23 protein-coding genes are annotated in these 25,036 nt (G+C 72.9%); 15 read left to right on the top strand and 8 right to left on the bottom strand.

Annotated features, from left to right (window positions below):
• Positions 1-4: 4 nt before the first annotated feature.
• The 4 genes from ABD999_RS35620 (at position 5) to ABD999_RS35605 (ending at position 4,256) form a co-directional block, all read left to right on the top strand.
• Positions 5-571 (top strand): VOC family protein, encoded by a 567-nt coding sequence (locus ABD999_RS35620; RefSeq protein ID WP_271278194.1) that lies wholly within the window; start codon positions 5-7, stop codon positions 569-571.
• A gap of 106 nt (positions 572-677) precedes the next feature.
• Positions 678-2,981 (top strand): xanthine dehydrogenase family protein molybdopterin-binding subunit, encoded by a 2,304-nt coding sequence (locus ABD999_RS35615; protein ID WP_271278193.1) that lies wholly within the window; start codon positions 678-680, stop codon positions 2,979-2,981.
• Positions 2,971-3,438, top strand: coding sequence for a (2Fe-2S)-binding protein (locus ABD999_RS35610; RefSeq protein WP_148031137.1), 468 nt, complete (start codon positions 2,971-2,973; stop codon positions 3,436-3,438). Before ABD999_RS35615 ends, ABD999_RS35610 begins: the two co-directional genes overlap by 11 nt.
• Positions 3,435-4,256 (top strand): FAD binding domain-containing protein, encoded by an 822-nt coding sequence (locus ABD999_RS35605; protein ID WP_345483104.1) that lies wholly within the window; start codon positions 3,435-3,437, stop codon positions 4,254-4,256. The genes ABD999_RS35610 and ABD999_RS35605 overlap by 4 nt, the downstream gene beginning before the upstream one ends.
• Positions 4,257-4,300: 44 nt before the next feature.
• Here the strand turns inward: ABD999_RS35605 and ABD999_RS35600 are convergent, their stop codons facing one another.
• The 3 genes from ABD999_RS35600 to ABD999_RS35590 all read right to left on the bottom strand — a co-directional run bounded on the left by ABD999_RS35600 (position 4,301) and on the right by ABD999_RS35590 (position 6,639).
• Complete coding sequence (locus ABD999_RS35600) at positions 4,301-4,771, bottom strand: Lrp/AsnC family transcriptional regulator (RefSeq protein WP_345483103.1); 471 nt, start codon at positions 4,769-4,771, stop codon at positions 4,301-4,303.
• Between the two features lie 7 nt (positions 4,772-4,778).
• Positions 4,779-5,168: a nuclear transport factor 2 family protein gene (locus ABD999_RS35595; protein ID WP_148031134.1), complete on the bottom strand. Its 390-nt coding sequence runs from the start codon at positions 5,166-5,168 to the stop codon at positions 4,779-4,781.
• 283 nt (positions 5,169-5,451) lie between these two features.
• Positions 5,452-6,639 carry a cytochrome P450 gene (locus tag ABD999_RS35590; protein WP_271280492.1) on the bottom strand — a complete coding sequence of 396 codons (1,188 nt, stop codon included), beginning with the start codon at positions 6,637-6,639 and terminating at the stop codon, positions 5,452-5,454.
• Between the two features lie 199 nt (positions 6,640-6,838).
• On the opposite strand from ABD999_RS35590, the gene ABD999_RS35585 reads away from it, so the two are divergent.
• The 4 genes from ABD999_RS35585 (at position 6,839) to ABD999_RS35570 (ending at position 9,979) form a co-directional block, all read left to right on the top strand.
• On the top strand, positions 6,839-8,059 hold the full coding sequence (locus ABD999_RS35585; RefSeq protein ID WP_271280491.1) for a cytochrome P450: 1,221 nt from the start codon (positions 6,839-6,841) through the stop codon (positions 8,057-8,059).
• Complete coding sequence (locus ABD999_RS35580) at positions 8,056-8,274, top strand: ferredoxin (protein ID WP_271280490.1); 219 nt, start codon at positions 8,056-8,058, stop codon at positions 8,272-8,274. The genes ABD999_RS35585 and ABD999_RS35580 overlap by 4 nt, the downstream gene beginning before the upstream one ends.
• Positions 8,275-8,361: 87 nt before the next feature.
• Entirely contained in the window at positions 8,362-9,102 is a 741-nt protein-coding gene (locus tag ABD999_RS35575; RefSeq protein ID WP_219549585.1) for an SDR family oxidoreductase, read from the top strand.
• A gap of 97 nt (positions 9,103-9,199) precedes the next feature.
• Complete coding sequence (locus tag ABD999_RS35570; RefSeq protein WP_345483102.1) at positions 9,200-9,979, top strand: SDR family NAD(P)-dependent oxidoreductase; 780 nt, start codon at positions 9,200-9,202, stop codon at positions 9,977-9,979.
• Positions 9,980-10,236: 257 nt separating this feature from the next.
• Here ABD999_RS35570 and ABD999_RS35565 read toward each other — a convergent pair whose 3' ends face one another.
• The 4 genes from ABD999_RS35565 to ABD999_RS35550 form a co-directional block, all read right to left on the bottom strand.
• The gene (locus ABD999_RS35565) at positions 10,237-10,932 is read right to left on the bottom strand and encodes a ThuA domain-containing protein (RefSeq protein WP_271280110.1); all 696 of its coding nucleotides are present in this window, start codon (positions 10,930-10,932) and stop codon (positions 10,237-10,239) included.
• A gap of 251 nt (positions 10,933-11,183) precedes the next feature.
• Entirely contained in the window at positions 11,184-11,888 is a 705-nt protein-coding gene (locus ABD999_RS35560) for an SDR family NAD(P)-dependent oxidoreductase (RefSeq protein ID WP_271280111.1), read from the bottom strand.
• Positions 11,889-12,145: 257 nt separating this feature from the next.
• The gene (locus ABD999_RS35555; RefSeq protein WP_271280112.1) at positions 12,146-13,177 is read right to left on the bottom strand and encodes an amidohydrolase family protein; all 1,032 of its coding nucleotides are present in this window, start codon (positions 13,175-13,177) and stop codon (positions 12,146-12,148) included.
• Complete coding sequence (locus ABD999_RS35550) at positions 13,170-14,531, bottom strand: metal-dependent hydrolase family protein (RefSeq protein ID WP_271280113.1); 1,362 nt, start codon at positions 14,529-14,531, stop codon at positions 13,170-13,172. Before ABD999_RS35550 ends, ABD999_RS35555 begins: the two co-directional genes overlap by 8 nt.
• A 120-nt stretch (positions 14,532-14,651) precedes the next feature.
• Here ABD999_RS35550 and ABD999_RS35545 point away from each other — a divergent pair, with 120 nt between their 5' ends.
• From ABD999_RS35545 to ABD999_RS35520, 6 genes are all read left to right on the top strand, one after another.
• On the top strand, positions 14,652-15,548 hold the full coding sequence (locus ABD999_RS35545) for a TrmB family transcriptional regulator (protein ID WP_261808494.1): 897 nt from the start codon (positions 14,652-14,654) through the stop codon (positions 15,546-15,548).
• A gap of 267 nt (positions 15,549-15,815) precedes the next feature.
• Positions 15,816-16,676 (top strand): branched-chain amino acid ABC transporter permease, encoded by an 861-nt coding sequence (locus ABD999_RS35540; protein ID WP_148031125.1) that lies wholly within the window; start codon positions 15,816-15,818, stop codon positions 16,674-16,676.
• Positions 16,676-17,692 carry a branched-chain amino acid ABC transporter permease gene (locus ABD999_RS35535; RefSeq protein WP_148031124.1) on the top strand — a complete coding sequence of 339 codons (1,017 nt, stop codon included), beginning with the start codon at positions 16,676-16,678 and terminating at the stop codon, positions 17,690-17,692. Before ABD999_RS35540 ends, ABD999_RS35535 begins: the two co-directional genes overlap by 1 nt.
• A complete protein-coding gene (locus tag ABD999_RS35530; RefSeq protein WP_271280114.1) occupies positions 17,689-18,459 on the top strand; it encodes an ABC transporter ATP-binding protein in 771 nt (256 codons plus the stop codon). Before ABD999_RS35535 ends, ABD999_RS35530 begins: the two co-directional genes overlap by 4 nt.
• Positions 18,440-19,147 (top strand): ABC transporter ATP-binding protein, encoded by a 708-nt coding sequence (locus ABD999_RS35525; RefSeq protein ID WP_219549569.1) that lies wholly within the window; start codon positions 18,440-18,442, stop codon positions 19,145-19,147. The genes ABD999_RS35530 and ABD999_RS35525 overlap by 20 nt, the downstream gene beginning before the upstream one ends.
• Before the next feature lie 31 nt (positions 19,148-19,178).
• Complete coding sequence (locus ABD999_RS35520; RefSeq protein WP_271280115.1) at positions 19,179-20,399, top strand: ABC transporter substrate-binding protein; 1,221 nt, start codon at positions 19,179-19,181, stop codon at positions 20,397-20,399.
• 88 nt (positions 20,400-20,487) lie between these two features.
• On the opposite strand, the gene ABD999_RS35515 is transcribed toward ABD999_RS35520, so the two are convergent.
• Positions 20,488-21,252 (bottom strand): SDR family NAD(P)-dependent oxidoreductase, encoded by a 765-nt coding sequence (locus ABD999_RS35515; protein WP_261808493.1) that lies wholly within the window; start codon positions 21,250-21,252, stop codon positions 20,488-20,490.
• 232 nt (positions 21,253-21,484) lie between these two features.
• Between ABD999_RS35515 and ABD999_RS35510 the strand changes: the two genes are divergently transcribed.
• On the top strand, positions 21,485-24,892 hold the full coding sequence (locus ABD999_RS35510) for an indolepyruvate ferredoxin oxidoreductase family protein (protein WP_345483100.1): 3,408 nt from the start codon (positions 21,485-21,487) through the stop codon (positions 24,890-24,892).
• Positions 24,893-25,036 lie beyond the last annotated feature (144 nt).

Raw genomic sequence — 25,036 nt, 5'->3', positions numbered from 1 at the left:
CCCGATGACCGATCTCGGCCTGCTCGGACTGTGCCACGTGGGCATCGCCGTGCCCAGCGTGGCGGAGTTCACCCGCACCTGGGGCACGCTGCTGGGCGTCTCCGACTGGCTGGTCACCGAGATCGACCAGCCGGCCGGACTCCTCCAGCTGCACGGCGAGCGGCAGGGCCCGTCCCGCTCCAGGATCGCCATGGCCCGCCTGGCGGACACGGCGATCGAGCTGGTCGAGCCGCTGGAGGGCCGCACCCGCACCTCGGCCTGGCTGGAGACCCGCGGCCCCGGCATCCACCACCTGGCCTTCTGGGTACGCGACCTGGACCACGCCGTGGCCGCGCTCGCCGATCACGCCGACGTCACCTACTCCCCCGCCGCCCGCCTCCGGCCCGGGCCCGCCGGGGCGCCGGTGTCCGCGGTGGCCCGCGGCAGCGGCCCGCTTCCCGTCGATCCGGGGTTCTGGCTGTACTCGGAGTCGCGTGACGCCCAGGTGCCCTGGTGCCTGGAACTCCTGGACGCGCGCCGGGCGGACGTGGTGCGCGCCGCCTTCGGCGACCACGTCGTGTACCCCTCTTGATGATCGGCCGCACCAAGGTCTTGCCGGAGGTGTGACGTAGGCGACAATATAAGTCGCTATACGTCTAACGACGCGCCCCTGGCACCAACGGAGGTGGCCTGTGACGATGATCGGCTCGGCAGTACCACGCAAGGAGGACGCCGCGTTGCTCACCGGGCGCGGCACGTTCGTGGACGACATCCATCGTCCCGGGCTGCTCCACATGGTCTACGTGCACAGCACGGAGGCCCACGCGCTCATCACCGGCGTCGACGCCGAGGAGGCCCGCTCGCTGCCCGGCGTGGTCGGCGTCTGGACCGCGCGGGACTTCGCCGGCCTGCCGCCCCGCCCGTCCGTGCCCGGCCTGGAACGCGGCTACCTGGCCGCCGGCAAGGTGCACTACGTCGGCGAGCCGGTGGCCGTCGTCGTCGCCGCCGACCGGTACGCCGCCGCGGACGCGGCGCGCGCCGTGCGCGTGGCGTACGAGCCGCTGCCGGTGATGGCCACGGTGGCCGACGCGCTCGCGCCGGACGCGGTGCCCATCTTCGCCCCGCTGCCCGGCAACCTCGCCCTGGAACAGCAGGTGACGCCGGACGACGTGACGGCCGATCTGGAGGCCGCCCCGCACCGGCTGCGCGCCCGCCTGGTCAACCAGCGCTGCGCCGGAGCGCCGATGGAGCCGTACGGGGTGCTCGCCGACTGGACCGGGGCCGGGCCGACCGTGTGGGCCACGGTGCAGGCGCCGCACCGGGTCCGGGCGGAGATCGCCGAGCGGTTCGGGCTCGCCAGGCACCTGGTCCGGGTGGTCGCGCCCGACGTCGGCGGCGCCTTCGGGGTGAAGTCGTCGTTCATGCCCGAGCTGTTCCTCGCGCCCGAGCTGTCGCGCCGGCTCGGCCGGCCGGTCAAGTACGTCGAGACCCGCGGCGAGCACATGGTGCACACCTACCACGGCCGCGACCAGCTGCAGGACGTCGAGGTGGGCTTCGACGACGAGGGCCGCATCCTCGCCCTGGACGTGACGCTCACGGTCAACATCGGCGGCGTGCCCGACCCGGTGGGCATCGGTCTCGCCACGCTCACCTCGTACATGCTGGGCGGCTGTTACAAGATCCCGAAGATCGCCGCGCGCTACCGGAGCGTCGTTACCAATACCACGCCTACCGCGTCCTACCGGGGGGCGGGACGGCCCGAGGCGAGCTTCCTGATCGAGCGGGTGGTCGACCTCGTCGCCCGCGAGCTCGGCAGGGACCCCGCCGACGTCCGGAAGGCGAACCTGATCCAGCCGGGCGAGATGCCGTACCAGACCCCGTTCGAGGGGATCGTGTACGACGAGGCCGACTACCCGGCCGCGCTGGACCTGCTGCTGGACCGGCTCGGCTACGCCGGGTTGCGCGAGGAGCAGGCGCGGCGGCTCGCCGACCCGCGCGCGCCGCTGCTCGGCGTCGGGCTGTCCACGTTCGTGGAGATGGGCGGGTTCGGGCCCACGCCGCTGTTCGAGCAGTTCGGCTACCTCGGCGGCTGGGAGTCGGCGAACGTCCGGATGCAGCCGGACGGGTCGGTGATCGTCCTGGTCGGCACCGCCCCGCACGGGCAGGGCCACCAGACGGCGCTGGCCCAGATCGCCGCCGACCAGCTGGGCGTGCCCTTCGACGCCATCAGCGTGCTGTACGGGGACACCGCGGTCGTGCAGGAGGGCACCGGCACCATGGGCAGCCGCGGCATGCCGGTCGCGGGCAACGCCGTGCGGATGGCCGCGGTGGAGGTGGCGGACAAGGCCAGGCGCATCGCGGCCCACATGCTGGAGGCCGACGCGGACGACCTGGTGCGGATCGGCGACGGGTTCCAGGTCAAGGGCGTGCCCGACGCGACGGTGACGCTGGCGGAGGTGGCGGAGCGCGCCTTCAAGCCGCACCTGCTGCCCGAGGGCGCCGCGCTCGGCCTGGAGAACACCTCGTACTTCGAGCCGAAGAACCTCAGCTACCCGAGCGGGGCGCACGGGTGCGTGGTGGAGATCGACCGCGACACCGGGCGGGTGTCGATCCTGCGGTATGTCTGCGTGGACGACTGCGGCACCGTCATCAACCCGATGACGGCCCGCGGGCAGATCCACGGCGGGGTCGCCCAGGGCATCGCGCAGGCGCTGTTCGAGAAGGTCGCCTTCGACGCCGGCGGCCGGCCGCTCACCGCGTCCCTGGAGGACTACATGGTGCCGGGCGCGCTGGACCTGCCCCCGTACGAGACCCACCACATCGAGACGAGGTCCAGCTTCAACCCGCTCGGCGCCAAGGGGCTCGGCGAGGCGGGCGCGACGGCGGCGCCGCAGGCCGTGGTGAACGCCGTGGTGGACGCGCTGGCCCATCTCGGCGTGCGCGATGTGGAGATGCCCTGCACGCCGGAACGAGTCTGGAAGGTCATGCACGATGCGAGTTGAGATCACCGTCAACGGGCAGGCGCACAGCCGGGAGATCGAGCCCCGGCTGCTGCTCGTCCACTTCCTGCGCGACACGCTGTCCCTGACGGGCACGCACGTCGGCTGCGACACCTCCAGCTGCGGCGCCTGCACGGTCCTGCTCGACGGCGAGGCCGTGAAGTCCTGCACCGTCCTGGCGGCGCAGGCCGACGGCCTCGCGGTCACCACGGTCGAGGGGCTGGCCGGTGAGGACGGGCTGTCGCCCGTGCAGGAGGGCTTCCGGCAGTGCCACGGGCTGCAGTGCGGGTTCTGCACGCCGGGCATGGTGATGGCGGCCACCGCGCTGCTCGCCGAGAACCCCGACCCGACGGAGCAGGAGATCCGCGGCGGGCTCAAGGGCAACATGTGCCGGTGCACCGGCTACCAGATGATCGTCGAGTCGGTCCAGTGGGCCGCCGCGAACGGAGGCGCGAAGTGATCCCGGCCGGCTTCTCCTACGTGCGCGCCGGCTCCGTCGAGGAGGCGCTCGACGAGCTCTCCCGGCACGGCGACGCCGCCAGGCCGCTCGCGGGCGGCCACTCGCTGCTGCCCGCGATGAAGCTGCGGCGGGCCGAGCCGGGCGTCCTGGTCGACATCGGCCGGCTCCGCGAGCTGTCGTACGTCAGAACGGACGGCGACCGGATCGCGGTCGGCGCGCTCACCAGCCACCGGACCCTGGAGCGCGACCCGGTGGTGGCCGCGCAGGTGCCGCTGCTGGCCGCCGCCGCGTGCCGGATCGGCGACCCGCAGGTGCGCAACCGGGGCACGATCGGCGGTTCGCTGGCGCACGCCGATCCGGCGGCCGACCTGGCCGGCGCGGTGCTCGCGCTGGACGGGGTGCTGGTGGCGCGCGGCCCGGCGGGCGTACGGGAGATCCCGGCGCGGGAGTTCTTCACCGGCCGGCGCCGTAACGCGCTGGCGGCGGGCGAGCTGCTCACCGAGATCCGGCTGCCGGCCGCGCCCGGCCGGTCGTACGCGTTCGAGAAGTTCAGCCGCCGCGCCCTGGACTGGGCCGTGGTCGGGGTCGCGGCCCAGGCCCGGCCCGGCGGGGGCGTGGCGATCGCGCTGATCGGCATGGGGCCGACGCCGGTGCGGGCGACGGCGGTGGAGGAGGCCCTGGCGGCGGGCGAACCGGCCGCCGAGGCTGCCCGGCTGGCCGCGTGGGGCTGCGAGCCGCCGGACGACGCGGTGGCGAGCGCGTCCTACCGCGCCCACCTCGCCGAGGTGCTGGTGACCCGCGCCCTGGCCGCGCTGTAGAAGCCCGGGGCCCGGCCGCGACCTCGCGGCCGGGCCCCGCTCGTTCAGGACGTCGGCTTGACCTGCTGGAGGAGCGGGAGCACGCGGTACGGGACGCGACCGCGCAGGGCTACCTCGGTACGGGTGCGGACCACGCCGGGAAGCGCGAGCAGGGCCTGCACGATCTGCTCCAGGTGACCGTTGTCCAGGGCGGCGATCCGGCACAGCAGGTCGCCCTCTCCGGTGGTCGAGTGTGCCTCCAGCACTTCCGGGAGCTGGCCGAGCCGCTCGGTCACGTCGTCCAGCCTGCCCTGCGCGAGGTGCAGGTGCACGAACGCCTGGACCGTGTAGCCGAGGGCGGCCGGCGACACGTGCGCGGCGTAGCCGGTGATCGCCCCGCGCCGCTCCAGCCGCGCGATGCGGGCCTGCACCGTGCCCCTGGCGACGCCGAGCACCCGCGCGTACTCGCGGTAGCCCGCGCGCGGCTCCTCCAGGAGCAGGCGCAGGAGGGCCAGGTCCAGGTCGTCGAGGTCCACGAGACTGTCAGCCCGCGAGCACGGGGGCGATCAGGGCCCGCCAGGGGGCCAGATCGGTGTAGTCGCGGAAGCCGGTGATCAGCTCGCGGGCGGGATCCACCTCCGCGACGCCGTTGCAGGCGACGCTGTACTCCCGGCCGTCGATCCAGAACCGGTCGACCCGTTCGAGCCACGCGCGCTCGTCCGTGTAGCTCGCGGTCACCAGCTCCCACCGCACCCGCTCGGCGCGGCCCAGAATCGGCCGGAGCAACGCCGCTACGCCGGCCCGCCCGGCCACGGGCGCATGCGGGACGTTCGCGTAGGTACCGTCCTCCGCGAAACATCCGGCCGCCGCGTCCGCATCCCTGGCGTGCACCGCCGCCAGAAAACGCTCCGTCACCCGATACCCGGCCGTCATCCGTTCCCACCCACCCTCCCGTGAGCACCCGCCACCCCGTGAGCGCCCAACACCCCATAGCCGGTCCTCACCGCACAAGCGGACGCCACCGCACAGGCAGATGTCACAGCGCGAGCGGATGTCATCGCCTGGTCAGGCGTCACCGCGCAAGCGGACGCCACCCTCCGGGCGGATGGCACCGCCTGGTCGGATCCCACCCCACAGCCGGTCGTCACCGCACAGCCGGTCGTCACCGCACAGACGGATCTCACCGCGTAGGCCGATCTCACCGCGTGGGTGGATGTCATCGGAACAGCACTGGATAGGAGGCGAAGTGGTCGCGGGAGGAGTTGGGGTCGCGCCTCGGCGGATGGTGGGGGTCGGGGCGGGCGCCGGCGGTGAGCAGGGCCGACAGCATGAGGGTGACCGTACCGAGAACCTGCTCGGCGTCGTCCGCCGCCGGGACACCGCCGGCGAGTTCGGTGCCGATGCACGCGTGGGTGCCGCCGCCGAAGGCGTGGCCCCAGCGGGGGACGCCGGCCGGGACCTCGCGCAGGGGGTCGAACTCGTCCGGGCGCTCGAACACCCGGGGGTCGCGGTTGGCCGCCGCGATGTCCAGCACGACGAACGCGCCCTCGGGGATCTCGGTGCCGCCGCGCAGCACGGCGGGGGCCAGCGCGCGCCGCTGCGCGACAGGGCTGGCCGGGTGCAGCCGCAGGGTCTCGTGCACGCAGCGCTGGAGCAGGGCCGGATCGTCGAGGGCCTTCTCGGCGGCGGCCGGGTCGCGGCGGACCCAGGCGAAGAACTCGTCGGCCGAGTGCGTGAACGCATCGGCGGTGCTGTGCGAGCCGGCCTGGAGGTAGAAGGCGCATTCGCGGAGCAGGATCTCCTGGTCGATGCCGAGCTCGTCCCAGTGGCGCAGCAGGCCGGTGAGCACGTCGCGGGGCAGGTCCTGCTCACCCAGCTCACCGGCCGCGTGCCGGGCCAGCAGCGCCCTGCGGCGCTCCAGCGACGGCCGCATGAACGTGGCGTCGAACTCGTCCAGCGCCGCCCGCACCTCGGCCCGGACGACGTCCGGGTCCCGGGTGGTGTGCACCAGGGTGGCGCCTTCGGAGAACTTCTTCGCGTACCGGTAGAGCGCGTCCGCCTCGGCCGCGGAGCCGGTGGGCCGGTCGATGCCGGCGACCAGCGCGGTCAAGCTCATGATCGTGCGGTAGCCGAGCTCGACCAGGTCCGCGCGGCCGTCGGCGGCGAACGGCGCCAGCGTGTCGCGTACGACGTCGTGCAGGAACTCGCGCTCCCAGTGCCGGAACGTGCCCCGGCGGAACAGCCGGTTCTCCACCCTGCGCCGCACGCGGTGGTCCTCCCCGTGCAGCACCAGCAGGCAGTCGGCCATGACGACCCCGCCCTCGTCGTAGAGCGCCTGCTTGAAGTCGCGCAGCCGGAAGGCCTCGCGTACGTCGGCGTAGCCGTCAAGAGTGATCGTCGTCATCGCCACGCGCTCCCTGATTGACACGGGGTTAGAACACTAACGACGCTACCAGCGGACACCGGCCTGCGGAAGATGTGACCCTGCGTACCGCCCTGTTAGTCGTCGTTAGGGTCTTGACGCCGCTTGGTGCGCCACGAGACCCTCAGCAGGGACCGGCAACCCCCCGATCCGGTCGTGCGCAACGGAGGAGCAAGTCCAGATGACAGCCGTCGCCGAAGAGACAACGATCGTCCTCACCACGTTCGCGGACGCCAAGGACGCCTATCGCAGCAAGGACCTGCGCCAGTCGCTCTACGACGAGGGCGAGGTCGTGATGGCGGACGTGCTGGTGAACCTGCACGGCGACGAGCACCGGTCCCGGCGCCGGGTGGAGAACCGGATGTTCCGCCGCGAGGTGTTCGAACGCTACGAACGCGAGCTGTTCCCAAGGGTGATCGAGCAGACCCTGGCCCCGTACCAGGCGGAGGGCCGGGTCGACCTGGTGCACCTGGGGCACGAGCTGATGCTCAACCTCGCCGCCCTGACCGCGGGCGTCGACCGCCCCGCGGGCACCGCCGAGGAGACCGGCCGGCTCTACGCGTACATGATGAGCTTCATCGAGGGCGCCACGCTCGCGCACTCGACGAAGGACAAGGACGAGCAGCGGCGCGTGATCGCGCGGGCTCTCGAAGACTGGGACGCGGAGTTCCTGGCCCCGTCCATCGCCCGCCGCCGCGACCTGCTGGAGCGGGAGGCGGCCGGCGAGGACGTGGACGTGCCCAGCGACGTGCTGACCACGCTGCTGCGCCACACCGGGGAGCTGCGCCTGCCGCACGAGGTGATCCGCAGGGAGGTCGCGTTCTTCCTGCTGGCCGGCGCGCACACCAGCGCCACCGCGTTCGTCCGCTCGGTCGATCACATCCTGGGCTGGATCGAGGCGCACCCCGAGGACGCCGGGCTCGCCGCCGCCGACCCGCTGTTCGTCCAGCGCTCCGTGCACGAGACCGTACGGCTCAACCCGTCCAGCCCGATCGGCCGGAGGCGCGCGCTGGCTCCGGTCTCGCTGCGTTCCGGCATCGAGATCCCCGAGGGCGCGACCGTGGTGATCGACCTGCAGTCGGTCAACCGCGACCCGGAGGTCTTCGGCGCGGACGCCGCCGCGTTCGACCCGCACCGCACGTTCCCCCCGAACGTGGCCCCGTTCGGGCTGAGCTTCGCCGCGGGGATGCACGTGTGCATCGGCCAGGACCTCGCCGCCGGGGTCGTGCAACGGGCCGGCTCGGATCCGGACGACCACCTTTTCGGCCTGGTCACCGGTGTGGTCCAGCGGATGTTCGCGGCGCGGGTGCGGCGCGACCCGGACAACCCGCCGCAGCGTGACGCCAACACCCAGCGGCCCTACTGGGGCTCCTACCCGGTCCTGTTCGGAGGCGGCGAGTGACGTACCGGATCCAGCTCGACCGGGACGTGTGCATCAGCTCCGGCAGGTGCGTCGCGGAGGCGCCGGAGTCGTTCCGCTTCGACGACGACGAGATCGTCGCGCTGGTCCCTGGCGGGCCGCGGCTGACGGACGAGCAGATCTTCGACCTCGCCCGCGACTGTCCCTCCGGCGCCATCCGCGTCTTCGACGGGGACGAGGAGATCGATGTCTACTGAGGGCGCCTTCGCGTCACGACTGATCCCGTTCGTGAACACCTTGGGCGGGCCGCTCGGGCGGTCCGCCGCGCGGCGCGAGCCGTAGTCGTGGACCTGGGAATCCGGGGCCGGCGTGCGGCCGTGGCGGCGGCGAGCGCGGGGCTCGGTCACGCGAGCGCGGCCGCGCTGGTCGCGGAGGGGGCGCGGGTCACGATCTGCGGCTCCGACGAGGAGCGGGCGCGCGCCGCGGCGGAGCGCCTGGGGCCAGGCGTGCGGTGGCTGCGCGCCGACGTCTCAGGACCGGACGGCGCCGCGGCGTTCGTGGAGGAGGCCGCGGCGCTGATGGGCGGGCTCGACATCCTGGTGGTGAACGGGCCGGGCCCGCCGCCCGGCACGATCGCGCAGACCCCGCTGGACGCCTATCGACCGGCGCTGGAACGCAGCCTGCTCGCCGTCGTGCGGATGTCGCTGGCCGCGCTGCCGTTCATGCGGGAGGGTGGCTGGGGCCGGATCGTCGCGATCACCTCGCTCGGCGTGCGCCAGCCGTACCCGAACCTCGCGCTGTCCAACACCGCACGCGCGGGCGCCACGGGTTTCCTGCGCACGCTGGCCCGCGAGGTGGCCGCGGACGGGATCACGGTGAACTCCGTGCAGCCCGGCCTGCACCGTACGGAACGGGTCACGCAGGTGTACGGCGACAGCCCGCCGGTCGGCGACGTGCCGGCGGGACGGCTGGGCGAGCCGGCCGACCTCGGCGCGGTCGTCGCGTTCCTGTGCTCGGCGCAGGCCGGTTACCTCACCGGCGCGGCGGTGCCCGTGGACGGAGGGGCCTACCAGGCGCTGCTGTGACCCGTCGAACGTTGTGAACAAGGCACGCCGCCGCGTCCACTAGCGTAGTTAACCTTATGACGACGCTTGGGACAGGCCGACAAGGGGAGAGAACAGCATGACGAAATGGGCCGTGGTCACCGGGGCGGCGCACGGCATCGGAGCCGTCATCGCCGAGTACGCGGTGAAAGAGGGCTACCGGGTCGCCGCATGGGACGTCGACGGCCCGGCCGTCGAGCAGACGGCCCGCGACATCGGCGACGCGTGCGCGGGCACGGCCGTCGACGTCGCCGACGAGGAGTCGGTGCGCGCCGCGGCGGCGCTGCTGCCGGAGCCGCCGCAGCTGGTGGTGAACAACGCCGGCATCGTCCGGTTCGGGCCGCTGCTCGACCTCCCGGTGGCCGAGTGGGAGGCCGCGCTGCGGGTCAACCTGACGGGCACCTTCATCGTCGCCAGGACGCTCGCCAGGGCGATGGCCGACGCCGGCGGAGGCGCGATCGTCAACCTGGCCTCGATCAACGGCATCGCGGCCGCCCCGAACGCGGGCGCCTACTCGGCCAGCAAGGCCGGCGTCGTCCGGTTGACCGAGCACATGGCGATGGAGTGGGCCAGGCACGGCATCCGCGTCAACTGCGTGGCTCCCGGGCTCATCCACGCGGGCATGTCCGACGCCATCTACGCCGACCCCGAGGTCCGGCGCGTCCGCGAGGGCGCGGTGCCCCTGGCCCGGCTCGGCTCGGCCGAGGACATCGCCGCCGCCGTCCTCTTCCTCGGCTCCGAGAAGTCCGCCTACGTCAGCGGCCAGACCCTCGCCGTCGACGGCGGCCTCATCAAGAGCACCCTCGCCTCCCTCCCGCGCCCGGCATCAGTGGACTCCGTCGGCTTCGCCGAGGCCTGACGACTGGGGGCGCGTCACGTCGTACGTGACGCGCCCCCGCCGTCGTGTGCACGGGCTGCTCGCGCACCTGCGGGGCCGTCTCGCATGTGCGAGCCGTCGCGTGTGCGGGGCGTCTCGCGTGTGCGTGCCGTCTCCCTGTGCGTGCCGTCTCCCGTGTGGCGGGCCGTCTCGCGTGCGGCCGGCCGTTTCATACGCGCTGGTCGGTACGGCGGTGAGGGTTGTCTTCACACGTGCGGGTGCGGTTTGGGGTGTGTGGGTCAGCCGTGGGTGGTCCAGTGGATGGCGCGGCGAAGGATCTCGCGGTGTTCGGGGACCTCGTACGACGGCGGGTGGTGGCCGAGGGCGTCGTAGACGATGCGGCCGCCGGCGTGTTCGCGGGCCCACAGCAGGGGGTGACGGCTGTGGGTGTCCGGACGGGTGGGCTGGGCGGCGGTCAGGAGTGGGACGGTCCCGGGTGCCCGTTCCAGGTCCCCGTACACCTCGTCGACGACCGTGAACGGGTCAAGGCCGTCGACCAGTTCGTGCCCGCCCTCCGGCCGCACCTCGACCGCGGGGCCGATGGGCGGGTGGTGCGAGCGGCCCCACACCCAGGCGGCGCCGAGCGTCCGCCCCCACTCCGGCCAGTCGTCGAAGCAGATGCTCGCCGTGTGCATGCCGAGCACGCCGCCGCCCGCTTCGAGGTGGGCCGCCAGCCTGGCCCTGGCGCTCTGGGACGGGCTCGCGCCCTCCGTTCCGGCCAGTTCCCGATAGCGGTCGGGGGTTCCGGGCCCGGTCATCGTCCAGCGCAGCGCGTTCACCACCAGCAGCGCCGCACCGGGCAGGGCCCGCAGGGCGGCGTCTACGTCGGTATGGACCTCCGCCCGGATCCCTTGCCCCGACAGGAGCTCCACCAGGCAGGCGGTGGTGGCGGGGAAGTCATGGGTGAGCCCTCCGGACAGCACAACGGCACGCATGGGGTGTCCCTTCGCAGTTAGGTGTCAGATCAGCCTGAACGCCTCTGCGGCAGCCGCCGGGGCAAGCTGGTTATCCGCACGAAGGCTTTGTCCGTACGAAAGCTCTGTCTCCGCACGGGCGCTCCGTCGCCGCACGAAAGCTCTGTCTCCGCACGAAAGCTCTGTCTCCGCACGAAAGCTCCGCCGCCACACGAAAAGCTCCGTCGCCGTACGAAACGCTGCACGAAGAGGCTGTGGAGGGCATGGGATCGTCAGGTGGCTGTCCAGGCGCCGTCGACCGGGATCACCGCGCCCGTGAGGTAGGAGGCGCCGCCGGAGAGCAGGAACGCCACAGCCGCCGCGACCTCTTCCGGCTCGCCCACGCGCGCCATCGGGACGCGGTTCATCAGCCACGCCGCCTGCTCGGGTGCGCCGAGCCGGTCCGCTGTCATGGGGGTACGGATGACGCCGGGCGCGATGGCGTTGACCCGGATCCCGGCGGGGGCCAGCTCGGCCGCCGCCGCGCGGACCAGCCCGGCGACCCCGGCCTTGGCGGCCACGTAGTGCGGCTGTCCGGCGACGGCGTGGGTGCCGGTCACCGAGCTGATGGTGACGACGGCGCCGCCGACGCCGGCCGCCAGCCAGCGCCGGGCGCAGCCCTGGATGCCCAGGAACGTCCCGATGACGTGCACGGACAGCATGCGTTCGAACTCGGCGACGTCGAGCTCGGTGATCGCGCCGCGGCTGCGGTGGCCGGCGCAGTTCACCAGGGCGTCGAGCGGCCAGGCCGCGTCGAGCACGCGCTTCCAGGACTCCCGGTCGGCCACGTCGAGCTCGTGCCGCCCCGGCCCGGCGCGCAGGTCGGCGACCTCGACCTCCCAGCCCTGGGCGGCGAGGAGCTGCGCGCACGCGAGGCCGATGCCGGAGGCGCCACCGGTGACGAGGACGCGGCAGGATGCGCTGGCCGAATCTCCCACGTGGCCGAGGGTCCTCGCCGGACTTCCCACGTGGCCAGGCGCCGTCATCGGACCTCCAGCAGACTTCCCTTGCGGCCGGGCAGCGTCATCGGACTTCCCTCGCGGCCGAGCACCGTCATCGGACCTCCAGCAGACTTCCCTCGCGGCCGGGCAGCGTCATCGGACTTCCCTCGCGGCCGAGCACCGTCATCGAACCTCCAGCAGACTTCCCTCACGGCTAGGCGCCGTCATCGGACCTCCCACACGGCCGAACGCCGTCATCGGACCTCCAGCAGGTCAGGGCGGCGCAGGAGTCTGGCGGCGTTGGCGGCCAGGACCGCGGGGTCGAGCCCCGGCCCCTCGTGGGCGCCGGAGTCCCAGCCTGCGAAGTTGGTGCCGAACACCAGCCGCTCCGTCCCCGCGTGCTCGGCGAGCAGGTGAAGCGACAGGTCGTCGTGCACGTGGGTGTCGAACCACAGGCGGCGGTAGTAGTGCTCGAACCCGTTCTCCCGCAGTTTCGCGCCGGCCCACGGGCGCTTCTCCACGGCGCGGGCGAACCGACCGGCGACGAACGCCGCGGCGCCGCCGCCGTGCGAGACGCACACGTCCAGGCCGGGGTGCCGGTCGAGCACGCCGCCGAAGACCAGCGCGGCCACGGCCAGCGTCTCGTCGCGGGCGAACCCGAAGAGCAGGTCGAGGTCGAAGCGGCGCAGCCGGGGGTCCTGCGGCGGCCCGTCCGGGCCGAGCGGCGACGGGTGCACGAACAGCGGCACGTCCAGGTCGGCGAGCGCCTCGTAGAGCGGGTCGAGCCCGGGATCGTCGAGGGTGCGCCCGGCGGGGTCGGTGCCGATGTACACGGCCGCCATCCCCAGCTCGCGCACGGCGCGCCGGGCCTCGGCGATCGACGCGGGGACGTCCTGCACCGGCAGCTGGGCGGCGCCGAGCAGGCGCGCCGGGTGCTTGCCCACCGTCTCGGCCAGCGCGTCGTTGTGGGTGCGCGCGTAGGCCACCGCCGCGCCGGGGTCCAGCCGGTCGAAGTAGGTCAGCGGGTTGGGCGACAGCAGCTGCACGTCGACGCCGGCCTCGTCCATGGCGGCGATGCGGACGTCCACGTCCATGAAGGGGCTTCCGGCGTAGCGCACGCCGTTCAGCACGTACCCGCCGACGCGGTAGAAGGGCGTGCCGTCGGGCGAGACGCCCAGCTCGGGCCCCGCCGCGCCGGCCGCCCCGAGGCTGACCTCCAGTACGGCGTGCGCGTGCACGTCGATCACCGGGGAACGCCGGGAAGGAAGCTCGGGGTGGTCAGACACGGGCCAGCTTCTCCAGTTGATCCTCGGTCAGGGCCAGCCCGCGGGTGAGGGGGCAGGAGGCGAGGAACCTCACCTGGTCGGTGGAGCGCATGCGGCGCTCGGGGATCGGGGTGGTGAGGTCGATCCGGCGCCCGCCCTTGATCACCTCGGCGATCCGGGTGCGGTCCTGGAGGATCGTGACGTCCTTCAGCGGGTCGCCGTCGACGATGAGGACGTCGGCGAGCCGGCCGGTCTCCAGGGTGCCGACCTCGCCTTCCATGCGCAGCGCGAAGGCGCCGTTGCGGGTGGCGGCGACGATCGCCTCCATCGGCGTCATGCCCATGTACTGGACGAACATCTCCAGCTCGCGGGCGTGCCACTCGCCGACGGGGGTGACGGCGAAGCCGGTCTCCGAGCCGGTGAGGAACGGCACGCCGGCGGCGTGCGCCTTGGCCATCTGCGCGGCGGTGACCTCGATCTCGGCGCGGAACACGTCGAGCAGCTCGGGCGCGCTGCCGATCTTCTGGCCGTAGTCGGCGAGGTTGCCGAGGAGCGTGAACGTCGGGCACAGCGCGCTGCCGGACTCGACGACGGCTTCGAGCGCCTCGTCGTCCATGTAGGAGGCGTGATAGATCAGGTCGACGCCCGCCCTCGCGGCGTCGCGGGTGCTCTCGGAGTTGCGGCAGTGGGCGACGACCTTGGTGTTGAGCTCGTGCGCGGCGTCGCAGACGGTACGGAGCTCGTCGAAGCTCCAGACCTTGACCTCGGGGCCCTTCATGGACGGGATCAGGCCGGTGACCATGATCTTGATCCAGTCGACCCCGTACTTGATCTGGCGTCGTACCTCTTTGACCATCATGTCGCGGTTGTGGACGACGGTCGCGTAGCCGGTGGTGCCCTCGTCGCGGATCATCCGGCCGGCGGTGCCGCCGAGCATGGTCATCAGGGCCTGTCCCCCGGCGCGCATGCGGGGGCCTTCGACGATGCCGGTGTCGATGGCGTCCCGCAGCTCGACGCCGATGGACCACAGGCAGTCGGCGTCGAGCACGCCGGTCACCCCGGCGCGGAGCACCTTGCGGGCGTGGTAGGCCGACAGCATCGAGCTGTAGCCCTGCGTGCGGTGGTTGAGCAGCTCGTCGTTGCCGGTCGGTTCGCCGAAGCTGAGGTGGGTGTGGGCGTCGATCAGGCCGGGCATGACCGTGCGCCCGCCCGCGTCGATCCGCTCGTCCACGCCGCCCGACTCGGCCTGGGCCAGCGCCTCGGCGCCCAGGGCGGCGATCCGGTCGCCGCGCACCAGCACCGCCTCGTCGGCTCGCGGCGCGGCGCCGGTGCCGTCGATGACGGCGCCTCCGGTGATCAAGATGCTGTCGGCCATCGGCTCTCCTCGGACCTCGTTATGCGTCAGAAGGTTAACTACTATGAACCCTCCTGGCTAGACTGGCCTGGCGGTGATCGGAATTCGTCCCGGAGCCCGAGGTGATGCGACGATGGCAACGTGTCTCAGCAGAGAGTGATCGAAGAGCTCCAGCGCCTCGGCATGTCCGGTTACGAGGCCAAGGCCTACGTCGCGCTCGTGGCGGCCGGCGCCCCGCTCAACGGCTACGAGGTGGCCAAACGATCGGGAGTGCCGCGCAGCACGGTCTACGAGACGCTGGGCAAGCTCGTGGGCCGGGGAGCCGCCTACGAGGTGCGGCTCGGCGACGCGGGCGTGGGCTACATCTCGCTGCCCCCGATGTCGCTGCTCGACCGGATGCGGCGCGAGTTCGACCAGTCGATCAGCACGCTGCGCGAGTCGCTGCCCGAGGTGGCCTCGCCCACCCAGGTCCGGCTGATCCACAACCTGACCGACCGGTCGTCGCTGATCACCCGGGCCGAGGACGTGGTCTCGGCGGCGCGCAGAGACCTGTTCCTGTCCGGGTGGCCGGCGGAGCTGGAGCCGCTCAAGCCGCTGGCCCGCAGGGCCGAGTCCGACGGCGTCGACGTCTCCACGGTCGTCTTCGGCGACGACCCCGACCCGGTGGGCCACACCACCCAGCACCGCTTCTCCAGCCCCAAGGTGGCGCTTGAGAACCTGGGCTGCCGGCTGCTGGTCGTGGTGGCCGACCGCGAGCAGGCGGTCATCGGCGGCGTGATCAACGACGACGCCTGGGGCGTCTACACCGACGACCCGGCGGTGGTCCTGGTCGCGGTCGAGTACGTGCGCCACGACATCGCCATGCACCTCATCGTGGAGAAGTTCGCGGCCGAGGACTTCGAGACCTTCTGGAAGTCCGATCCGGCGCTGCTGCGGCTGCGCGCCGACCACGGCGCCCCCGCCACGCTGCTCAGAAGGGGCGCCGGCGCGCCCCCGCCCGCCCCCGGCCGCCGGCGCGGGAACGACACGTCCCGCTGATCCGCTGACACGGGGGCGTCCGGCGGTTCGCGGCGGACGGACCCCCGGATCCGCCCGACGGCCCCGCCCGCCGATCCGGCGGCCGGGCCGCATCGGGATCGCGACGGCGTCCATCTGACGATGGGCGCCGTTTTCGCGTGCCCGCAGGCCGGGCCGCCTGATCGCGCTCCGCTCGCTCCCGTCCCGCCGCGTCGTTGCCAAATCGGGACTGTCGCGTCTTCCCATTGGACGTTAGCATCCTGACGACTAGCGGCTGGAGGCGTAACCGTGTGGCAACAGATCATCAGCGGCTTGCAGGCGGGGAGCTGGTACTCCCTCATGGCACTGGCCATCGTCCTCGTGCTGAAGGCGACCGACGTACCCAACTTCGCCATGGCTGAGCTGGGATTGTTTCCGGCTTTCTGCACCTGGGCGCTCATCGACGGCGCGCACCTGTCATGGTGGCTGGCGGTACCGATCGGGTTGCTCATCGGCGTCGCGCTGTCCGTAGTGGTGGAACGAACGGCTATCCGTCCGATCCTGGCGGAGAACCATTTCGCCACGGTCCTGATGACGATCGCGGTCTTCGTCGTGATCAACGCGGTCGTCCAGCTCGTGTGGGGATCCGAGCCCCGCAAGATCGACTCCCCGTTCGCGGGCTCGTTCACCGTGGCCGGGCAGGTCGTGGCGTACGAGCAGCTGCTCAGCATCGCGGCCGGGCTGGCGGTGATGGCCGGGCTCATCCTCTTCTTCCGCACGCCGCTCGGCGTGCGGATGCAGGCGATCGCGGAGGACCGCGTGACGCCGAGGCTGCTCGGCGTCTCGGTCACGACGGTGTTCCGCACCTCGTGGGCCCTGGCGGGGGCGATCGCCACGATCGCGCTGCTGCTGCAGGGGCAGGCTTCGCTGCTCACCGACCAGAACGGCTCAGGGCTGCTCATCAAGGGCTTCGTCGCGGCGACGCTCGGCGGGTTCTCCAGCATCACCGGGGCGTTCGTCGGCGGGCTCGCGCTCGGCGTCGCGGAGAACCTGGCGGGCGCGTACATCTCGACGTCGAGCAAGACCGCGATCGCGCTGCTGGCCATCGTCGTGGTGCTGTCGATCAAGCCGCAGGGGCTGTTCGGCCGCCACCAGGTCCGGGAGGTCTGATGACACCGCTCGCGCTGCTCTCCGGCTCGCCCCGGCGGGTCGCCGGCGTGGCCGGCGCCGTGGCGGCGGCCCTCGTCCTGCTCGCGCTGCCCGGCCTGGTCAACCCGTACCTGCTGTTCCAGGCGTGCCTGGTCATGGTGACGGCGACGGCCGGGCTGGGGCTGGTCCTGATCATGGGATGGTCGGGGCAGATCGCGCTGTCCCAGGCCGGTTTCCTCGGCGTCGGGGCGTACGCGACCACGTACCTGGTCGCGCAGGGCTGGGCCTGGCCGCTCGCGGCGGTCACCGCGGGCCTGGTCGCCGCGCTGTTCGGGGTGCTGATCGGGCTGCCGGCCACCCGGCTGCGCGGCTTCTACCTGGCGATCGCCACGCTCGCGTTCGCCGAGCTGATGATCCGCGTGTTCGTGGAGGCCACGCCGGTCACCGGCGGCATCGCCGGCACCGCCGTGCAGGCCGTGGTGCTGCCCGGGATCGACGTCGACGGCAGCCGCTGGTACCTGTGCCTCGCCGTGGCGGCCGTCACCACCGCCGTCGTCATGCGCATCGGGCGCGTCGGGCTCGGCAGGCGCCTGCGGGTCGTGCGGGACGCGGAGATCGCCGCGCCGTCGCTGGGGGTGAGCCCGATGCGGACGAAGCTGCTGGCCTTCGCGCTGTCGGCGTTCATCGGGGGCGTCGCCGGGGCGCTGTACGCGCAGTGCCTGTCGTACCTGACGCCGGAGATCTTCGACATGGGGCTGCTCATCGAGTTCCTGGTCGTCGCGTTCCTCGGCGGCGTGGGTTACGTCGCCGGGCCGTTCCTCGGCGCGGTCGTGGTGGTGGTGCTGCGTGACCTGCTGCAGGACCTGGGGAGCTGGCAGCGGCTGGTGTACGGGCTGATCCTCGCGCTGGCGATCGCGTTCCTGCCGCGCGGGCTGGCCTCGCTGCCCGCCCGGCTGCGGGCCAGGCGCCCGGCCCCGCCGGCGCCCGAACCGCCGCCCGTGTCCGGGCAGGCCGACCTGACGGGAGCCGCCCGATGAACGCGCTCGAACTGTCCGGGATCGCCGTGCGCTTCGGCGGCAACGAGGTGCTGAAGGGCGTCGACCTCGCCGTCGGCCCGGGGTTCACCGGGCTGATCGGCCCGAACGGCGCGGGCAAGACGACGGTGTTCAACGTGGTGACCGGCTATGTGCGGCCGGTCGCAGGGTCGGTGCGGATCGCGGGCGAGCCCGTACGCGCCGGACGCCCGGCCGTCGTGGCCCGCAGAGGCGTGCGCCGGACCTTCCAGACTCCCCGGCTGGTGGCCGAGCTGTCGGTCGAGGCGAACGTGCTGGCCGGGCTGGACGCCGGGCTGCCTCCCGGCGGCGGGCTGGCCGACTTCCTCGGGGTCTCGCGCGGGGCGCGCGCCGCCAGGGAGCGGGCGCGCGAGCTGCTCGACGCCTTCGGGCTGGCCGCACGCGCCGCCGAGCCCGCCGGCAACCTGCCGCTGGGCAGCCAGAAGATCGTCGAGGTCGTCCGCGCTCTGGCGCCGCGGCCGCGCATCGTGCTGCTGGACGAGCCCGCCGCCGGCCTGTCGGCGGCCGACGTCGACCGGATGGTGGCGCCGCTGGCCGAGATCGGCGAGCGGGACGAGCTGTCGATCCTGATCATCGAGCACGACCTGGAGCTCGTCTCGCGGCTGTGCCCGCGGGTCGCGGCGCTGCACTTCGGGCGCATCCTGGCGGACGGCACTCCGGCCGAGGTCGTCGCCCATCCCGATGTCGTCAAGGCCTACCTGGGAGCCGGCGTTGCTACTGTCGATTCGTGAGCTGACCTCCGGCTACGGCCGGGTCCCGGTGCTGCGCGGGGTCGACCTCGACGTGGCGGAGGGCGAGATCGTCGCGCTGCTCGGGGTCAACGGCGCGGGCAAGACCACGACGCTGCGCGCCGTCTCCGGCGTGCTGCCCACCTGGTCGGGCTCGGTGAGCTTCGACGGCGCCACGCTCGGCGGGCGGCCGCCGGAGGCCAGGGCCAGGCTCGGCCTCGGCCACGTCCCCGAGGGCCGCGGCATCCTCTCGTCCCTCACCGTGCGGCAGAACCTGCGCCTGGGCGCCACCGCCCGCGGGCGCGGCGCCCGGGACGTCGCCCAGGACGAGGAGCGGCTGCTGGAGGTGTTCGACGCGCTCCGCGACAAGCTGGCCGCGCCCGCCGGTTCGCTGTCCGGCGGCCAGCAGCAGATGCTGGCCGTCGCCAGGGCGCTGCTCGGCCGGCCGCGCCTGGTGATGGTGGACGAGATGTCCTTCGGCCTCGCGCCGATCCTGGTCACCCAGCTGCTCGGGCTGGTCGCCCGGTTGCGGGCGGAGTCGGGCACCGCGTTCCTGCTCGTCGAGCAGAACTCGGCCGTGCTCGACATCGCGGACCGCGCGTACGTGCTCGCCGGCGGAGCCGTGCACACCTCGGGCCCCGCCCACGAGCTCGCGGACTCGGAGAACCTCGTCCGCGCCTACCTCGGCTGAACCACTAGCACCATTCTGACTGGAGGGTCCCATGAGGCCACGACGGTTCCCGCTCACCGCCCTGCCCGTCCTGCTGACCGCGCTCGCCGTCGCGGGCTGCTCGTCCCAGGCGGCCGCGCCGTCGGACGCGGGCGGGACGGTGCAGGGTGTCACGGACGACACCATCACCATCGGCACCACCCTGCCGCTCTCCGGCGGCGCCGCCACCTCGGGAAAGGGCTTCGAAGCCGGGCTGAACGCGGCGGTCAAGGAGATCAACGACAAGGGCGGCGTCCTGGGGCGTCAGGTGAAGCTCGTCGTGCTCGACGACGGGTTCGAGGCGGCGCGCAGCGTCGCCAACATCCGCCGCCTGGGCGACCAGGAGAAGGTGTACGCGGTCGTCTCCCCCGCCGGGTCGGCCAACATCCCGGGCAGCTATCCCTACCTGGCGCAGAAGGGGATGCCGCTGTTCGCGCCGGTGCTGCCGCCCGACCCGGAGCAGGACTCGGTGTTCCTGCTCGGCACCAGCCAGCGTGACCAGGCCAGGGTGATCGTGGACTTCCTGGCGGGCAAGGACGTCAAGAAGGTCGCCGTCATCGGGCAGGACAACGAGCTCGGCCACGCGATCCGGGACGGGGTCAAGGAGGAGGCCGCGGCCATGGGGGTCGAGGTCGTCGCGAACGAGACGACCGAGCCCAACTCGACCGAGGTGAGCTCCGCCGTACTCAAGGTGCGGGAGGCGAAACCGGACGCCATCGTGCTCGGGACGGACAACACGCAGTCGGCGCTGATCATGAAGGCGGTCGGCGAGCTGGGCTGGAAGCCCACAATCATGGGCACCTCCTCGACCGTGACCACGGGCAGCGCGGGCACGGTGGGACCGGCGGGGCCCGCGGCGAAGGGCATCTACGGCACGTTCATCTCCGAGCTGCCGACGTCGGACGCCCCGGAGGCCGCGGCGTGGCGGACCGCCCAGCAGGCCGTCGCCCCGGACCAGGCCGGCAGCGCCTACGCCCTGCAGGCGTACGCCAACACGAAGATCTTCTTCGAGATCGTGAACCGGATGGGCGACGACCTGAGCTGGGCGAGCTTCCAGAAGACCGCCGAGTCGCTCAAGGAGCACGCGTCCGGCATCTACCCGCCGATCACCTTCGGCCCGGCCGCCGGCGGCGGGCACGTCGGGACGACCGGCGCGAAGGTCGCGGAGTGGGACGGCTCCGCGTGGAAGCTCGTCAGCGAGGACTGGCTGGAGCCCGGCAAGTCCGCGTCCTGACACGACCGGAAGGGCGCGTGGTGTCCCCACCACGCGCCCACCGCCGGTAAAGGCGAGGACCGCGCCGCGCACAGGCCCGTCCGTGTCGTCAGGCGTTGGTGACGCCGAGGCCGAGGCCGCCGTCGATGGTGAGCACGCCGCCGGTCGCCCACTCGGCCGTGATCAGGTATTCGACGGCCTCGGCGACCTCGGCCGCGGTGCCCGCCCGGCCGAGCGCGTGGGCGGGGCCGAGCGAGCGCATGCGCTCGGCGGCGGTGGCGTCGTCCATGAGCCCGGCCCGCTGGTTGATCTCGGTCAGCACGCCGCCGGGCCGCACGCAGCCGACCCGCACGCCCTGAGGTCCCAGCTCCGCGGCCAGCACCCCGGTCAGGGTCTCCAGCGCGCCCTTCGTGGCGGCGTACGGGGACGCGCCGGGAAAGGCGCGCTGGGTGTGCACGGAACCGAAGAAGACCACGGCGCCGGAGCGCTCCCGCAGGTGCGGCAGGGCGAGCGCGGTCAGCATCATGGGGCCGATCGTGTTGGAGGCGAACACGTCGTGCAGCGCCTGCTCGTCGAGGTCTTCGAGCGCGCCGCGGTACATGTTGCCCGCGGCGTGCACCACGGCTTCCAGCCCGCCGCCGTGCTCGACCGCCCGCGCGACCATGCGCTCGCGGTCCGCGGCCACGGTGACGTCGGCGACGACGCCGCACGCGCCGGAGCCCGCCTGCCTGGCGACCGCCTCGACCCGGTCCGCGCGCCGGCCCGCGAGTGTCACCTTCGCGCCGGCCTTGACCAGCCGATGGACCACCGCCTCGCCGATCCCAGAACCGCCCCCGGTGACGAGCACCGGCATCCCTTCGAGCGAACGCCCCACGGAAGCCTCCCGACCTCATTGCCTTTGGACGGGATGCTAATGACGACTACACCGCTCCAGGAAGCCGTATTCGGTGACTTTTTAGCCGTTAACAGGTTAGCGACTAGCCAAGTGCCCAGTGGGCCCGCCGGCCGACCGGCCTCTTCTGTGCCAGTGGCCCAGACCCTCTTGAGCCCGCCGCGCCCGCCTGGCTGAATCTCGCCCAGCCACCCATGGAAGGGGGACGGACCGGATGCGGCTGGAAGATCGCTACGAGGCGACGACTGGACGGGTCCAGCTGACCGGCGTGCAGGCGCTGGCCCGGCTGCCTATCGACCAGCACCGCCGGGACCTGGCTCGCGGCCGCCGGGTCGCCACCTTCGTCTCCGGCTACGAGGGCTCGCCGCTCGGCGGCTACGACCTGGAGCTGCACCGCCAGCGCCGCCTCCTCGACGCCAACGATGTCGTCTTCCGGCCGGGGCTGAACGAGGAGAGCGCGGCGACCGCGGTGCAGGGCAGCCAGCTGGCCAACACCCTCGACGGCGCCCGGTACGACGGCGTGCTCGGCATCTGGTACGGCAAGGCCCCCGGGCTGGACCGGGCCACGGACGCCCTGCGGCACGGGAACCTGATGGGCGCCCACCCGGACGGCGGCGCGATCGTGCTGGTGGGCGACGACCCGGCCGCCAAGTCCTCCAGCGTCCCCTGCTCGTCGGAAGCGGCGCTGGCCGACCTGGCCATGCCGTTCCTGTATCCGGCCGACTCCCAGGACGTGCTGGACCTGGGAGCGCACGCCGTGGAGCTGTCCCGGGCCACCGGGCTGTGGGTGGGACTGAAGATCGTCACCGCCGTGGCCGACGGCTCCTCGACGGTGTTCCTCGACGACGAGCGGCCCGAGCCGGTGCTCCCGCCGGGCGCCGGGCGCCACCGGCCCACCGCGCGGCTGCTGCAGCCCACGCTGGGGCCGCTCGAACGCGACCTGGTGACCAACCGGCTGCGGCTGGCCGTCGAGTACTCCCGGCTCAACCGCCTGAACCGTGTCGTGGGGGCGGCGCCGGGCGACCGGGTCGGCGTGATCGCCGCGGGCCGCACCTTCCTGGACGTGGTGGAGTCGCTGCGCCGGCTCGGCGTCGACGAGCCGGACCTGCGCGCGAGCGGGCTCCGGCTGCTCCGGGTGGGCATGCCGTTCCCGCTGGAGCCGGAGACCGTCAGGGAGTTCGCGGACGGCCTGGCCGAGATCGTGGTCGTCGAGGAGAAGCGGTCCTTCCTGGAGACGGCCGTCCGCGACATCCTCTACGGCGGCCCGGCCGTCCCGCTGGTCACCGGGAAGCGTGACCAGGACGGCGACGAGCTGGTTCCCGCGTACGGGGAGCTGGACGTGGACGCGATCGTCCCCCGGCTGCGCCGGCGGCTGCTCGCCAACGGCATCCCGGTGACGCCGGGACCGCGCCCCGACCCGCGCCGTCCGCTGCCGCTCCTGCGGCGCGCGCCGTACTTCTGCTCGGGCTGCCCGCACAACACCTCCACCAAGACGCTCGAAGGCAGCCTGGTCGGCGGCGGGATCGGCTGCCACGCGATGGTGGTGCTCATGGACGAGGCCCAGGTCGGCTCCGTCACCGGGCTCTCCCAGATGGGCGGAGAGGGCCTGCAATGGGTGGGGATGGCGCCCTTCGTCGAGCGTGACCACTACGTGCAGAACCTGGGCGACGGCACCTTCGACCACTCCGGATCCCTGGCGATCCGGGCGGCGGTGGCGGCGGGCGTCGACATCACGTACAAGCTGCTCTACAACTCCGCTGTGGCCATGACCGGGGGGCAGCGGACGGTCGGCGGGATGGACGCGGCGCGGATCGTCGGCGTGCTGCTGGCCGAGGGCGTCTCGAAGATCATCGTCACCACCGAGGACCGCCGCAGGTACCGCCGGATCCGGCTGCCGCGCGGCGTCGAGGTCTGGGACCGGTCGCGCGTCGAGGATGCGCAGCGGGTCCTGGCCGGCACCCCGGGCGTGACCGTGCTCCTGCACGACCAGGAGTGCGCGACCGAGACCCGCCGCAAGCGCAAGCGGGGCCTGCTCCCGCGACCGGCGACACGGGTCTTCATCAACGAGCGCGTCTGCGAGGGCTGCGGCGACTGCGGCCGCAAGTCCAACTGCCTGTCGGTGCAGCCGGTCCCGACGGAGTACGGCCGCAAGACGCGCATCCACCAGGCATCGTGCAATCTCGACACCCGTTGCCTGGACGGCGACTGCCCCGCCTTCATGACGGTCTCCGCCGCCCCGGTGACCCGCGAGGGCGGCGCGATCGAGGCGGACCTGCCGGAGCCGGAGTCCGTGGTGGGCGGTGACGCCTTCGGCGTCCGGGTGCTCGGCATCGGCGGGACCGGCGTCGTCACCGTCTCCCAGATCCTCGCCACCGCCGGGCTGATCGCCGGATGGAACGCGCGGTCGCTCGACCAGACGGGGCTCGCGCAGAAGGGCGGGGCGGTGGTGTCGGACGTGAAGTTCTCCCGCGACCGCAGGCTGACCTCCAACCGGCTCGCCGAGGGCGAGTGCGATCTCTACCTCGGTTGCGACCTCCTGGTCGCCGCCGACCCCGGGAACCTGACGGTCGCCTCGCCCGAGCGGACCGTCGCGGTGCTGTCCACCTCCGAGGTGCCCACCGGCCGGATGGTCGCCGACCCGGCGGTGGGTTTTCCCGAGCCGGACGAGGTCACCGGCCCGATACTCGACCGGGTCCGCCCCGGCCTGGCCCGGCTGCTCGACGCCCGCGCGCTGGCCTCCGACCTGTTCGGGGACGACCAGACGGCCAACATGCTGCTGGTGGGCGTCGCCTTCCAGCAGGGCGCGATCCCGCTGCCGGCCGAGGCGATCGAGGAGGCCGTCCGGCTCAACGGCGTCGCGGTGGAGGTCAACCTGCGGGCGTTCCGGCACGGCCGCAAGTTCGTCAGCGACCCCGCCGTGCGGGACGCGCCCGGGCCCGCTCCGCAGGAGGACGTGACGGGGATCGTGCAGGCGCCTCCGGGGTCGGAGCTGGCCCGGCTGGTGGGGCTCCGGTCCCAGGAGCTGCTGGCCTATCAGGACCTCGGCTACGCCCGCCGCTACACGCGCCTGGTGGAACGGGTGCGCGCCCTGGAGGCGTCGCGGGTGCCCGGCTCGGCCGCCTTCGCCGAGTCGGTCGCGCGCCACCTGTTCAAGCTGATGGCCTACAAGGACGAGTACGAGGTCGCCCGCCTCAGCCTCGGCGACGACGTCCGGTCGGCGCTGGCGGAGCGGTTCGGACCCGGCGCCAAGGCGTCGTGGAAGCTCCACCCTCCGCTGCTGCGGGCGATGGGCGTGCGGCGGAAGCTCACGCTGGGCCCGTGGTTCCGGCCGGCGCTGGTGGCCCTGCGCGGCCTGCGCCGCCTGCGCGGGACCGCCTTCGACCCGTTCGGCCGTACGAGGGTGCGCCGGGTCGAGCGTGAGCTGGTGCGGGAGTACGCCGGCCTGGTGGAGCGCCTCGCCGGCCGCCTCTCCCCGGACAACCTCGCGCTCGCGGTCCAGCTGGCGGAGCTGCCTGACCTGGTGCGCGGGTACGAGGACGTGAAGCTGCGCAATGTCGAGAGATACCACGAGGAGCTGGCGAGACTGCTCGCCCGGTTCGAGAACGGAGTTCAGGAGCTGTGATCAAGCAGGTTCGGCAGCTCGATCGGGTGATCATCCGGTTCGCCGGTGACTCCGGTGACGGCATGCAACTCACCGGTGACCGGTTCACCGCGGGCACCGCCGAGTTCGGCAACGACCTGTCCACGCTGCCCAACTTCCCCGCCG

It is taken from the genome of Nonomuraea ferruginea (assembly GCF_039540635.1).
Lineage (GTDB): Bacteria > Actinomycetota > Actinomycetes > Streptosporangiales > Streptosporangiaceae > Nonomuraea > Nonomuraea ferruginea.
This window is presented reverse-complemented; position numbering and strand designations above follow the sequence as displayed.